The organism is Streptomyces sp. NTH33 (assembly GCF_003236365.1).
Lineage (GTDB): Bacteria > Actinomycetota > Actinomycetes > Streptomycetales > Streptomycetaceae > Streptomyces.
On sequence record NZ_POTZ01000197.1, the window covers coordinates 1 to 12,381 of the forward strand.

The following is a 12,381-nucleotide window of genomic DNA, read 5'->3' on the forward strand; positions in this document are numbered from 1 at the left end:
GTTCCGGGGTGGGGGATGTGACCCTCCGGGCCGGAGAGCAGACCGGTCACCCGCCGTGCCGTCGCCGCGTCCCGTGCCGCCGTGAACGGCAGGGGGTTGCCGCCCGTGATGCGGAACGGGTCGCCGGTCAGGGTCTGGTGGGCGCCGCCGGCCTCCTCGACCAGCAGCAGGCCCGCCGCGTGGTCCCAGGCCGCCTCCCAGGAGAAGGCCGTGGCGTCCAACTCGCCGCGGGCGACCGCGAGGTACTCGAGGCCCGCCGAGCCGCAGGGGCGCGGTGCGACACCGTCCGTCCACAGGCCGAGCAGGGCGCGCTTCTGCTCGTCTGTCGTGAAGTCCGGGTGGGACGTGGCGACTTCGAGGAGGCGGCCCGGCTCGGGCGCACCGGAGCGCAGGGGTGCGCCGTCGAGGTGGGCGCCCTGTCCCCGTACGGCCGTGGCGAGTTGGTCGCGCGCCGGTGCGTACGTCCAGGAGGCCAGCAGGACTCCCCGGCAGGCGAGCGCGACCAGGGTGCAGAAGCCGGGGTCGCCGTGCACGAACTGCCGGGTGCCGTCCACGGGGTCGACGATCCACACCGGCGCGTCGCCCTGGAGCGCCTCGTAGACCGCCGGGTTGGCGTGCACCGCCTCCTCGCCGACCACGACGGAGCCGGGCAGCAGGGCGCCGAGCGCGGCCGTGAGGTGCTGCTCGGCCAGCCGGTCGGCGTCCGTCACCAGGTCGTGCGGCCCGGCCTTCTGGTCGACCTCGTGCTCCGCCAGTCTGCGGAACCGGGGCATGATCTCGACCGCGGCCGCCTTGCGGACCGCTTCCTCCACGTCGGCCGAGTGACGCGCGACAAACTCTCCGACCAGTGCCTCGTTCAGGGTGGACTCCCAGGTGTCCGTCTCTTCGATCATGCCTCCATGAGAACATGCCGCACTGACATTCCCCTCCGAGCCGGTGCACTCCGGATGGAATCGGCGTGAACAGACCTCGGGCGCAGGAGGCGCACAAGGTACAGAAGGTGCGGAACGCGTCACCGGCCGACGGCGTACCCCTGCATCCCCCGCGGGTTCGCGGCCGCCGAGAGGATGCCGGTCGTGGGGCAGCGGGCGACCGCACAGAGGCGGCCCTCGGACCAGGGGTGGCCGACGGTCACGGCGTGGCCGCGGCGCCGCAGCTCCCGGATGGCCTCCGCGTCCATGCGGGATTCCACGGTGACGCTTCCCGGGCGCATCCCGCGGGGGTAGAAGGAGCCGGGGAAGCTGTCGTTGTGCCAGTTGGGAGCGTCGATGGCGCCCTGGAGGTCGAGGCCGCCACGGACAAGGGCGCGCAGGGCGACCGCGAGGAAGAAGTGCAGCTGCCACTGGTCCTGCTGGTCCCCGCCGGGCGTGCCGAACGCCATGACGGGCACCCCGTCGCGCAGCGCGATCGAGGGGGTGAGGGTGGTGCGCGGACGGCGGCCCGGCGTGAGCGAGTTGGGCAGGCCCTCCTCCAGCCAGGTCGTCTGCAGGCGGGTGCCGAGCGGGAATCCCAGTTCGGGCACCACCGGGTTGGACTGCAGCCAGCCGCCGCTGGGAGTGGCGGCCACCATGTTGCCCCAGCGGTCGACGACGTCGATGTGGCAGGTGTCCCCCCGGGTGGCACCGTCGGCGGCGACATCGGGTTCGCCCGGCTCGGGTTCGCCCGGCACCGGGGACGTGGGGCTCTTGGCGACCGTCGGCTCGCCGATGCCCAGCAGCGCGTACTCCCCCTCGTCGGTGGCCACCACGTGCGTGCGCGTGCTCAGCCGCGGGACGCGCCCGCCGGGGCTGCCGGGCCGCAGCGCGTACGAGGCCGTGCCGCCGACCAGCTCGCGCCGCCCGGCGTTGTACTCCGCCGACAGCAGCTCGGCCAGCGGCACCTCGGCGGCGTCCCCGTACCAGGCCTCCCGGTCGGCCATGGCGAGCTTGCAGCCCTCGATCAGCAGGTGGACGTAGTCGGCGGAGCCGTACGGCGGCAGCTCGGGCGGGAGCAGGGCGAGCTGCTGCAGGAACACCGGGCCCTGGCTCCAGGGGCCGGCCTTGCACAGGGTCCAGCCGTTCCAGTCGTACGTCACCGGGGTCTCGTAGGTCGCGGACCAGGCGGCGAGGTCGGCGGCGGTGAGGGTGCCGGTGTGCCGTTCGCCGCTGGTGTCCAGCGTGGGCCGCCCGGCCTGTCGGACCAGCGCCTCGGCGACGAAACCGGCCCGCCACACCTCCCGCGCGGCCTCGATCCGCGCCTCGCGGTTCCCCGCGCCCGCGGTCTCGGCGAGCAGCCTCTTCCAGGTGGCGGCGAGCGCGGGGTTGCGCAGCAGCGCGCCGGGGCGGGGCGAGCGTCCGCCGGGCAGGTAGATCTCGGCGGAGGACGTCCACTCGGTCTCGAACAGCCTCCGCACCGTCTCGACGGTCTCGCCGACGCGCTCCACGGGCGCGTGCCCGTGCTCGGCGTACCCGATGGCGTACTCCAGGACGTCGGCGAGGGACTTGGTGCCGTGGTCGCGCAGCAGGACCATCCACGCGTCGAACGCGCCCGGCACGGCGGCGGCCAGCGGTCCGGTGCCGGGTACGAGGTCCAGCCCGAGCGCCCGGTAGTGGGCGACCGTCGCTCCGGCCGGTGCGACGCCCTGCCCGCACAGCACCCGCACCTCGCCGCCCGCGGGGGCGATCAGGACCGGCACCTCCCCGGCGGGCCCGTTCAGGTGCGGCTCCACGACGTGCAGCACGAACGCGCCGGCCACCACCGCGTCGTAGGCGTTGCCGCCGTCCTCCAGCACGGCCATCGCCGACTGCGAGGCCAGCCAGTGGGTGGAGGACACCATGCCGAAGGTGCCCTGGAGGGTGGGGCGGGTGGTGAGCATAGGGCCTTCTCCTCGCTGTTTACGCGCATCGGCCAGTCCGATCGGAGCTCAGGATCGGCCCTGGGGAGAATCCGGGGAGTTTGAGCCAGGGCTCTCCTCCATCCGCTCCCCCAGCAGGCTACCGATCGCCCTGCGCCCCTCCTTCCCCGCCTCTGGCACGAAGGGGGCGCAGTGGTCGAGGGTGATGGTCGGCGACGAGTGCCCCAGCCATTCGGCGAGAGTTACGACCGACTCCCCTGCCTCCAGGACCAAGGAGGCGTATGTGTGCCTCAACACGTGAAACCCGTCCTTCCGCGCCGCTTGCCACTGCCAAGGCTTCGCTCCCTTGACGAGCGTCCAGATCTCGGCATTCCATGTGTTGGCTGCGATCGCGTTCCCGTACTTCGTCGTCAGCACGAGGTCGAACTTCTCACGCCCCCTGTCAGGTTCACCGGCGACGGCGCAACGAACACGGGGACTGGCACGCTGCCGCGCAGAGGAATCTCTTCAACCGCATGATCGGCCAGCTCTACCACTGCCTGCAGAAACGCAAGCTGTTCGGCGAACAGTCGACCTTCCCTACACCACCCACGCTGGGAGAGACAGCGGCTGCATGACCGCCGCGACGCCTTGCCCAAGGTGGCAACAGCAACCGATCAACGGTGTCCTTGCGGTAGCGGCGGCGCTGTTGCAGTGCCGGGCGCGGGCCAAGATCGTTGATGATCCGGTCGGCAGCGGATTTCGAGATGCCGAACAGCGGGGCGAGCTGTCGCAGGGTCACGTTGGTGCGCCAGTGGGTCGCGACCAGCAGGACCGGCCCTCCAGCGGCAGGCTCCAAGGCCGACCGCGCCGTACCGCGTCCGTACCCCCGCGGCGCAGTGCAGATCAGGGCGTGTATCGAAAGTGGATCTTGTGCGTAGGGTGTGGGCATGCAGCTGAGCCGCATAGTCCTCTCGTCTAGCCGTTCGATCGAGCTCTCTGAGCTGCGGCTGTCTTCGACCTACGGCGGAATGCTGGAGGGCTATCCGTGCAGGCCCGTCAACGACCGGAAGGTCAGCGGTCTCCTGCGGGCCGCCGAACGCGCCTTTCCCGCCACGCCGGTCCATCTCGTTCCGCCCTCCCGTGACCACCCGGACCAGACCGCGGGTGCGTTCGGCCCCGTCGAGGTGCTGCCCTCCGTCGCCTGCATCGGCGCCTTCCGCTCAACAGCGGTCGCCCCTGACCACGACCCGGTGCTGTACCGCTCCGCCCTCACCGTCGTGTGGTTCCAGCCCGCCCCGGACGTCCCGTCAGGCGACGGTGCCGATCTTGCCCTCCGCGACATCCGCTGGGAGGAGCTGGCCCGGGACTACGAGCTCTAGTGTGCTGTGACCGGGAACGTTTGCCGGGTTGCTCGTTGTGCTGGGTGCCAGTGAAGGCGTTCGACAGGGGGTGGGTACGGCATCACCGGTTAGGGTTCGCCGGCTGACCGAGCAAGAGAGGCAGAAGCTGCAGCGGATCGTTCGGCGAGGAAGCACCAGTTCGGTGCGGTTCCGGCGGGCGATGACGCTGCTGGCCTCGTCGGGCGGCAGCCCGGTTCCGGCGATCGCGCAACTCGTCCAGGCCGACGATGACACCGTCCGGGACGTGATCCACCGGTTCAACGAGATTGGGCTGGCCTGCTTGGCCCCTCAGTGGGCGGGAGACCGTCCCCGCCTGCTGAGCATTGAGGACGAGGACTTCGTCGTCAAGACGGCCGCCACCCGGCCCACCGCACTGGGCAAGCCCTTCACCCGCTGGTCGGTCCGCAAGCTCGCCGAACATCTGCGGCGCAACATCGCCCGGCCCGTACACATCGGGAGAAAGGCCCTGCGCTGCCTCCTGGCCCGCCGCGGGGTCTCCTTCCAGCGCACGAAGACTTGGAAGGAGTCCCCGGACCCGGACTTCGAAGCCAAGCTCGACCGGATCGAGTTCGCGCTCACCGAGCGGCCAGACCGGACATTCGCCCTGGACGAGTTCGGCCCGCTCGGCATCCGCCCGACCGCAGGATCATGCTGGGCACCTCAAAACCGTCCGGACCGGCTGCCGGCGACCTACCGCCGCACCCACGGCATCACCTACTTCCACGGCTGCTACTCGGTCGGTGACGACGAGCTCTGGGGTGTAGTCCGCCGACGCAAAGGCATCGACCACACCTGGGCGGCTCTGCGGGCGATCCGCGCGGCCCGCCCGGACGGCGCCCCGATCTACGTGATTCTCGACAATTTGTCCACGCACCGGAACCGGCGGCTCCGTCGCTGGGCAGAGGAGAACAAGGCCAAGCTCTGCTTCACCCCGACCTACGCGTCCTGGGCCAACCCGATCGCGGCGCACTTCGGACCCCCACGGCAGTTCACCCTCGCCAACTCCCACCACCCCAACCACACCGTCCAGACCCGGGCTCTGCACGCCTACCTGCGCTGGCGCAACAACAACGCCCGCCACCCCGACGTCCTCGCCGCCCAACGACGCGAACGCGCCCGCATCCGCAGCGAGAAACACATCCGTTGGGGAGGCAGACCCCTTCGGCTTGCGGCCTGACCTGGCCCGCGGGGTCACAGTGCTAAGCGGCTTGCCTGAAGTTCTGCGCGTAATGCTTGGGGAGCCAGGGCGAAGCCCAGGGCGCGGCGGTGGTCAGCGTCTGGGCGGACGAGCGCTGCCGGAAGAAGGCATGGACCTGGCGCAGACGGCCCGGCCAGGTGACGGCGGTGTTGGCGAGGTGGGCCTTCAGCGCGGCCCAGATGCGCTCGACCGGATTGTCGTGCGGGCTGTAGCGGGCGCCGAACAGCAGGTGCAGGCGGGGGTGGACGGTCAGGTAGGCGGTCACCGCGTGGTGGATGGCGTCGTTGTCACAGATCACCGCGACGGCCGGGGCAGCCGGGTAGGCGGCCGGCAGGGTCTGGAGGAAGGCGGTGAACGCGGTGGCGGTGCGGCGGCCCAGGGTGTAATGCCACGTTCCGGTGGTCATCTCCAGGGCACCGAACAGGGTCGCCTGCCGGTTCTTGCCCGGGGTGGCCACCTGCTGCCGCGTCCCGCGCGGGATCCAGCTCGCCCGGATGTGCGACAGCAGATGCAGGTGGGTCTCGTCCTCGGCCAGGACCACCGACCCGCCGGGCAGGGCCCGCAGTTGCCGGTGCAGGGCGGCCAGGGTACGCCGCCGGTTCGGGTCGCCCCTGGCCGTCAGACGGGGCCGCCGCCAGGCCGCCTGCTCACGCGTGCGCCGGCAGACGGTGCGCGGACTGATCTTCGGGCGGCCCAGGCGGCGCCGGATCCGGCGGACGGTCCACGGCCCGGGGCGGGTCGGCAGGCGGCGGATGCGCTCGCCCAGGTGCGGCCCGCCGGCGCGGGGCCGCCCCGAGCGGGGGCGGTCGGCCAGGGCTGCCGGGCCGGCGGCGTGGTAGCGGTGGATCCAGCGGCGCACCGTGGCCGGGTGGCAGCCGAGCAGCTCGCCGATCTCGTCCGCGGTCAGCCCGGCTCCGGACAGCAGCACCATCACGACGCGGGCGGCCTCCCGCCAGCGGTGATGCAGCAGGTGGTACAGGTGCTGGTACGCCGGACCGGAAGAGTTGGCGAACACGGATGCCGGACGCATACTGACCTTGACCTCGCCGGGTTTGCCACGTTTTGGTCAACGTCGATGCAACACCCGGCGAGGTTTTCGCGCCATCGGGGCCGTCGCGCCCAGCCGACGCCGCCCCGGATTCCGCGCAGAACTTCAGGCCATCCGCTTAGTCGTCGAACTCGAAGCCTGACGTCTCCGCACGGGCAACAATCTCGCGATACGGTGCTGCGATGTCTCGATCAGTCGAAACCGGATCAGTCTTGTCTCCCGTCACCGCGGACGACGTCGACCTTGCCGTGCGGCTCGCCGTGGGCATCCTTCGGGACGCACCCCCGGAGGGGTGGGGCGGTAAGGCCGGTTCGCTGGAGTGGGACTGCTGGGAGACCGCCGAGCACCTCGCCAACGACCTGTTCTACTACGCCGTGCAGCTGGGGCCGCAGAGCCCGCCGCTGGACACCCATGTGCCTTTCGCGTTGAGCCAGAAGAGGCCGGACGGACCCGCGGTCTTCCTCTTCGCGGACCGTGATGCGGGTCCGGCCGGCCTGGTGCAGGTGCTGGAGGCGTGCGGCGCGCTGCTGGTCGCCATGGTGCGTACCACGCCGCCCCGGGTCCGCGCCCACCACGCCGCCGGGGTGTCGGACCCCGAAGGCTTCGCGGCGATGGGGGTGGTAGAGACGCTGGTACACATGCACGATCTGGCGGAAGGCTTCGGGCTTGCCTGGACCCCGCCCTCCGCTCTCTGCTCGCGGGTGCTCGCCCGTCTGTTTCCGGAGGCTCCGGGCGGCGCGGATCCCTGGCTCACCCTGTTGTGGGCCACCGGCCGCGCCGAACTGCCGGGGCACCCTCGTCTCACCACGTGGCGCTGGGCCAGCACACCGCGGTCATAGGAGCGGATCGGCCTCAGCCGCGGCCAGGCCGATGATCGTGCCCCTACCGCGGCGAGAGCACACCGGGCCACCCGTCCCAACCGGCAACCCGGCGGACCTAATCCGTAGTCAAGGGCGTCCCGATGGAGCGAAAGCTTCTGGCGATGTTCGAGTAGGGGGCTGCGATGCCTGCGGCGAACCGGGTCTATGCGGTCACGGCACTAGCGACGCGTGTCGATCACAGCCACTCGTTTGGGCTTGATTCACTTCGGCGGACATCCAGGATCAGGGGTTGAGTCCCCGGAAGGATGTCCACCATGGAGAGCCGCGGCTGCCAGTACACCAGCCGTGAATTCACCCTGTTGGCAAGTGAGTTGGGTGTCCGACTCTCGGTCGGTCGCACCGGCCAGTGCCGGGACAACGCACTGGCCGAGTCGTTCTTCGCCACCCTGAAGAGCGAACTGATCGGCAACCGCCCCTGGCCCAGCCGGGCCGCCGCCCACACCGCGATCTTCGAGTGGATCGAAGGCTGGCACAACTTGCACCGGTTGCACAGCAGCCTCGGCTACCGCAGTCCCGCCGACTACGAGGCCGCCTTGGCGGCCTGACCACCACATCGATGGTGTCCGCCAAAGCGAAGCGAGCTCAACTGCCCCTGCGGAACGCGTGTCTGGCGGTGCAGTGCCGGACACGCGGCCGTCATCCGGCCCATCCCTGCCCAGCAGGGGATTCCACAGCAGCCGGAGGCCCGCAGCGGCTCCCGGCGGGCGGTCGGGGAGGTGACGGCCACGCTTCTGCTTCGCGGGCAGGCGGCACGGCCATGGAGGCGGGCATGTCCCGGAGTGCCTTGGCACGGCAACGCAGCGATTTCGCCTTCCCCCTTGACTTCGGAAACGGCGGCGCTCAGTTGCGGATGAGCAGGACGAGGCCGGCGAGCACGACGGCGGCGACGCCGTGTCCCAGCCGGTGCGCGCGCAGCCCGGGCAGGAAACGGTCGGCGGCGATCCTGCCGGGACCGGTGAGGGCCAGTCCGGCCGCACCGGCGATCAGCAGGACTTCGTACTCGACGCCCTGCGGAGCGAAGAAGCCGCCACCCCACTTGACGGCCAGCGCGTTGATCATCGTACCGAGGACGGCGGCGCCGGCGAGCGGCGTCAGCAGGCCGAGCACAAGGCCGAGCCCGCCGAGGGTCTCGCTGAGTCCGGCGATCGCGGCCATCGTCTCGCCCGAGGGGTAGCCGCTCATGGTGAAGAACTGGCCGGTGCCCTCGAGTCCCCCGCCGCCGAACCAGCCGAACAGCTTCTGTGCGCCATGCGCCGCGATGGTCAGTCCGAGGACGACGCGGACGATCAGCAGCCCGACGTCGTAGGCGTGCAGCGAGGGGCCCTCGGCGACGGTGGAGGAGGCGGTCGGGCGGGTGAGGGTGGAAGCCATGGTGCGCGGATCTTTCTGGAGGAACGAGAGGAACAGCTTGAAGGTTCAAGCTTCCGGTCGAGAGTAATCGATACGTGAAATTTCAACAACTTCTCGGTCGGCTCCGGCACCGTGTGAGGACAGCTCGCGGCTCACCGGACGCGTGCCTGCGGGCAGTTCGCGGAGAAGGGGCGGATCCTGCGGACCGGTCCGGGACATGCCCTCCGGTCCGCTGCCTGCCCCTCCACCGACGACACGGCCGCCGAAAAGGCTCGGCGGCCGTGATCCGGGACGTCGCGGCGCCCATCCCGTCGCATCGGGCATGGTGGGAATGATCGGCGGCGTCAGGTTCCCGGTTCCGCCGGTGGCGCTGCAAAATCCATCACCGGCTCGTTGCTCGGCGAGGCGGTCTGCTCGGGGAAGCGCTTGACGGTGAAGGCCGTCTCCAGGCGGATCACGGTGCCCTTGACAGCGCGAAGAACGCCGTCGGCTCTCTTCGCGGCCACCTTGGGCGAGTAGCCCCCGGGCACGTGCTCCGCACACGGAGGTCACTTCGCCCGCACGTTCCACCGCCGGCAAAGATCCTCACCCACCTCGTCGGCGTGACGGCCGCGCGTCTTGGGAACCGCTTGGCGACGAACACCACGCCGAGCGCGCAGAGCACAGCGAGGATCCGGAACATCGGCCGTTCGGCGTTGGCAGGTGCTGTGCGCAGCCCACCCCGCCGCCTGGCACGTCAGAGGGTTCCACGGCGTTCTTTGCCGCGGTTCAGGCGCGCCCTGATCAGTGCGGCGTCGTGGTCGAGGGCGGCACGGGACCGCTCCTGCCACCTGACCTCCAAGCGGAACCGGTCGTCCGCGGTGCGGGGGAAGACGTGCACGTGGAGGTGGAAGACCGTCTGATCGGCGGCCTCACCGTCGGCGAGGAATACGTTCACTCCCTCGCAGGGCAGCCCCGAGCGCCGCAGGGCCCGCGCCAGCAGGTGGACGACGCGGAACAGGTGGGCCATCAGGGCTTCGTCGATGTCCTCCAGACCTGCCGCGTGCATCTTGGGGATGACGAGGAGGTCTCCGGGCGCAGCCGGGTGGATGTCCATGAAGGACAGGACCAGCCCGTCCTCGTACACGCGGCTGGCCGGCACCCGGCCGGAGACGATGCCGCAGAAGGCACAAGCCGGATCCCCGGCGAACAACCCCATGGACACAGCATGCGACAGCGGCTCCCGGAGCCGCTCCTGACCGGGCCGGTCTGCGCGGAGGAGTGCCGCGTCCTCCCCCGGGCATCCGCCCGGCACGGTGTCTGTCTCCGTGGAGCAGCCGGTCCGGGCCTCCGTGCTGACGGTGCGGCGTCCGCCTCGCCCAGGGCATCACCCGCGAGCAGAGTGACCGACTGGCCCACGCACTCGGCACCTGGCCCGCCACGTGAACTGCGCATGCACAGCAGAGGGCCAAGCGCAAGTACCGGTGTGCTCTCAGAGCTCGGCAACACAGATCCTGCCGGCTGCTCACCCGCTCTCGGTCGTAAGCAGCAATCGTTCTCACCTTTCGACAACAAAACCAGACGGGTCGTAAATACACGGACAGCTCCCCGCCGTGCCCGGCAAAGTGGCCGCCCGTGACGAGCAGTGAGCCATGGACCCGTGCGACCGCCGACCGCTACGACGCTGAGGAGAGCGAGATGTCCTCGGCCGCTGTTCTCGGACCGACTCTCGCCTTCCTCACCGAACTCGCCGGAGACGGCCGGGCACTGGAGCGCGTGGTCGGCGGAGCTCGACCTGATGGCGCGGATCGCGGGGCTCGAGCTGGAACGGCGCGTCGCGGACTGGGACGGGGCGCCGTTCACCCAGGACTCCGCGAAGCACATCTCCGTGTGGCGCAAGCCGGTCTGAGGCAGCCCTCCCGGTCCCGCCCATCGGCCGGGCCGGGCACGATGAAAAGGTCACGACGGCGGGAGGTGCCCCGCCGTCGCAGGTGCGTATCCACCGGGCACACCGGCTGCCGTGTCCCCGGTTCCAGCCGATCGCCGATGACCGCCACAGTCGCATGAGGTGCGACGGGGGCAGGGAGGACGTGGACGCGGCCGTGGCCGGGCCATGCACCACCGGCACAGCGGGCCGCCGCCGCTGCCGTAGGTGTGGGTCCTGCGCCGGCATACGGAACACGGGCCGGCCTTGTCACCGGGGCAGGCCGGCGCGGACGGTTCGGGCTTTGTCATCGCGGGCGGGCTTGGCGTTGCGGCTCTGCGTCGACACGAAGGGCTCGCGCGGTGAACCCCGGGGGCGCCCCACCACCGTCACCATCTCACCCAGGCCGTCGTCTGGTCGTCGACGGGGATGTCCAGTCGGTCGGCCACGGTGGTGAGGGCTGTTCCCAGGGGGAGCGCGATGCGGGTGAGGGCGTGCCGGTCGCCCCGGGTCGGGTCCCGGTTGACGATCAACACCGGCTTCCCGGCCTGGGCCGCCTGGCGGACGAACCTGAGCCCGGACATCACCGTCAGTGAGGAGCCCAGGACCAGCAGCGAGGCCGCCTCACGGACCAACTTGCGGCAGTGCTCGACCCGCCGCGGCGGAACGGCTTCGCCGAAGAACACCACGTCCGGTTTGAGGATGCCGCCGCAGGTCGTGCAGGGCACTACGCGGAAATCCCCGACCTGTTCGTCGGTGAGGTCGGCGTCACCGTCCGGGTTGATTCCGGCGGCCACCGGCTCGAAGCCCACGTTGGCCTCCTCCAGCCGCCGGGCGAGTTCGCGGCGCGAGCTGAAGGCGCCGCAGGAAAGGCAGACGACCCGGTCCAGGCTTCCGTGGAGTTCCACGACGCCCCCACTGCCGGCGGCCTGGTGCAGGCCGTCGACGTTCTGGGTGATCACACCCGAGAGCAGGCCGTGCCGCCCGAACGCGGCCACGGCCCGGTGCCCGGCGTTGGGGCGGGCGCGGCCGAAGGTGCGCCATCCGAGGTGGCTGCGCGCCCAGTACCGGCGCCGGGCCTGGGCGCTGGCGGTGAAGTCCTGGTAGGTCATCGGGGTGTGCCGGCTCAGGCTCCCGCCCTCGCCCCGGTAGTCGGGGATGCCCGACTCGGTGGAGATACCTGCCCCGCTGAGCACCAGCACACCGCCGGTGCCCAGCGCATCGGCGACCGGCCCCAGATCCGTGGTGCCCGGCGGCAGGTCCTCGGCAGGGGTCCAGCTCACAGTGGGGCGCATGCGCATGCCGCCAGGGTACGAAAACAGGCTGCCACCACCCGCTTCCGCCGCCGATGGCGTCGTTGGCCCGGATGCTGCCCTGCACGATCCACCGCGGGGCAACGGTGCCCTCCGGTTCGGGCTGCGGTGCCTGGCCGGTGGGGGCGCGGGCCGGCTTGGCGGCTCCACGTCCCTGCTGCTTGTGCTGCGCGCCCTGCCCTGCGCAATGGCGGCGCGCGCTGCTTGCGCAGGCGGGGCGGTGGCTGCGCACTGCGGTGCGCAGCTGCGCCTTCGGGCCTGGCCGCCCGGGCGGCGCCGCGATGGTGGTCGGGATCGTCCGGGCCGGACGGCGGACGGTGCCGGCGGGCCCGGCTCGTGCCGCCGCGGTGTCGGCGTACGGGCTGTAGTGCAGAGGTATGTACGGGCTGATGTGCAGAGCTTGAGTCCGGGTCAGCTGACGGCGGTGATGCCGCCTTCGATGGCGGTGAGGCGGTTCTTCAGCCGGTAGCTGG

The 12,381-nt window shown here is 71.1% G+C and carries 11 protein-coding genes and 3 pseudogenes; 6 read left to right on the forward strand and 8 right to left on the reverse strand.

Going from position 1 to position 12,381, the window contains the following annotated elements; genetic code table 11:
- Both C1I97_RS19415 and C1I97_RS19420 read right to left on the reverse strand, forming a co-directional pair.
- A partial coding sequence (locus tag C1I97_RS19415; protein WP_111004487.1) for an inositol monophosphatase family protein occupies positions 1-893 on the reverse strand: 893 nt, incomplete at its 3' end.
- Between the two features lie 119 nt (positions 894-1,012).
- On the reverse strand, positions 1,013-2,854 hold the full coding sequence (locus tag C1I97_RS19420; RefSeq protein WP_111004488.1) for a gamma-glutamyltransferase family protein: 1,842 nt from the start codon (positions 2,852-2,854) through the stop codon (positions 1,013-1,015).
- 428 nt (positions 2,855-3,282) lie between these two features.
- Between C1I97_RS19420 and C1I97_RS19430 the strand changes: the two are divergent.
- A pseudogene (locus C1I97_RS19430) lies at positions 3,283-3,450 on the forward strand (IS110 family transposase); the annotation flags it as partial.
- A gap of 23 nt (positions 3,451-3,473) precedes the next feature.
- On the opposite strand, the pseudogene C1I97_RS19435 reads toward C1I97_RS19430, so the two are convergent.
- Positions 3,474-3,718: pseudogene (locus tag C1I97_RS19435) on the reverse strand (helix-turn-helix domain-containing protein); the annotation flags it as partial.
- A gap of 44 nt (positions 3,719-3,762) precedes the next feature.
- Here C1I97_RS19435 and C1I97_RS19440 point away from each other — a divergent pair.
- Positions 3,763-4,194 carry a hypothetical protein gene (locus tag C1I97_RS19440; protein ID WP_111004497.1) on the forward strand — a complete coding sequence of 144 codons (432 nt, stop codon included), beginning with the start codon at positions 3,763-3,765 and terminating at the stop codon, positions 4,192-4,194.
- 70 nt (positions 4,195-4,264) lie between these two features.
- The gene (locus tag C1I97_RS19445) at positions 4,265-5,392 is read left to right on the forward strand and encodes an IS630 family transposase (protein WP_111004489.1); all 1,128 of its coding nucleotides are present in this window, start codon (positions 4,265-4,267) and stop codon (positions 5,390-5,392) included.
- 22 nt (positions 5,393-5,414) lie between these two features.
- On the opposite strand, the gene C1I97_RS19450 is transcribed toward C1I97_RS19445, so the two are convergent.
- Positions 5,415-6,443, reverse strand: a complete 1,029-nt coding sequence (locus C1I97_RS19450; RefSeq protein ID WP_111004490.1) for an IS630 family transposase — start codon at positions 6,441-6,443, stop codon at positions 5,415-5,417.
- A 200-nt stretch (positions 6,444-6,643) separates the two neighbouring features.
- Between C1I97_RS19450 and C1I97_RS19455 the strand changes: the two genes are divergently transcribed.
- Both C1I97_RS19455 and C1I97_RS19460 read left to right on the forward strand, forming a co-directional pair.
- A complete protein-coding gene (locus C1I97_RS19455; RefSeq protein WP_111004491.1) occupies positions 6,644-7,300 on the forward strand; it encodes a hypothetical protein in 657 nt (218 codons plus the stop codon).
- A gap of 296 nt (positions 7,301-7,596) precedes the next feature.
- Positions 7,597-7,887, forward strand: coding sequence for an integrase core domain-containing protein (locus tag C1I97_RS19460; RefSeq protein WP_181446795.1), 291 nt, complete (start codon positions 7,597-7,599; stop codon positions 7,885-7,887).
- Positions 7,888-8,182: 295 nt separating this feature from the next.
- Here C1I97_RS19460 and C1I97_RS19465 read toward each other — a convergent pair whose 3' ends face one another.
- The 3 genes from C1I97_RS19465 to C1I97_RS19475 all read right to left on the reverse strand — a co-directional run bounded on the left by C1I97_RS19465 (position 8,183) and on the right by C1I97_RS19475 (position 9,890).
- A complete protein-coding gene (locus tag C1I97_RS19465) occupies positions 8,183-8,713 on the reverse strand; it encodes a DoxX family protein (protein WP_111004493.1) in 531 nt (176 codons plus the stop codon).
- Positions 8,714-9,036: 323 nt separating this feature from the next.
- Positions 9,037-9,198 (reverse strand): hypothetical protein, encoded by a 162-nt coding sequence (locus C1I97_RS39985; RefSeq protein ID WP_181446796.1) that lies wholly within the window; start codon positions 9,196-9,198, stop codon positions 9,037-9,039.
- A 230-nt stretch (positions 9,199-9,428) separates the two neighbouring features.
- Positions 9,429-9,890 carry an HIT family protein gene (locus tag C1I97_RS19475; RefSeq protein ID WP_111004495.1) on the reverse strand — a complete coding sequence of 154 codons (462 nt, stop codon included), beginning with the start codon at positions 9,888-9,890 and terminating at the stop codon, positions 9,429-9,431.
- 546 nt (positions 9,891-10,436) lie between these two features.
- Here C1I97_RS19475 and C1I97_RS42990 point away from each other — a divergent pair.
- A pseudogene (locus tag C1I97_RS42990) lies at positions 10,437-10,580 on the forward strand (SAM-dependent methyltransferase); the annotation flags it as partial.
- Between the two features lie 404 nt (positions 10,581-10,984).
- Here C1I97_RS42990 and C1I97_RS19490 read toward each other — a convergent pair.
- Positions 10,985-11,896 carry an NAD-dependent protein deacetylase gene (locus C1I97_RS19490; protein ID WP_111004496.1) on the reverse strand — a complete coding sequence of 304 codons (912 nt, stop codon included), beginning with the start codon at positions 11,894-11,896 and terminating at the stop codon, positions 10,985-10,987.
- Between the last annotated feature and the right edge of the window lie 485 nt (positions 11,897-12,381).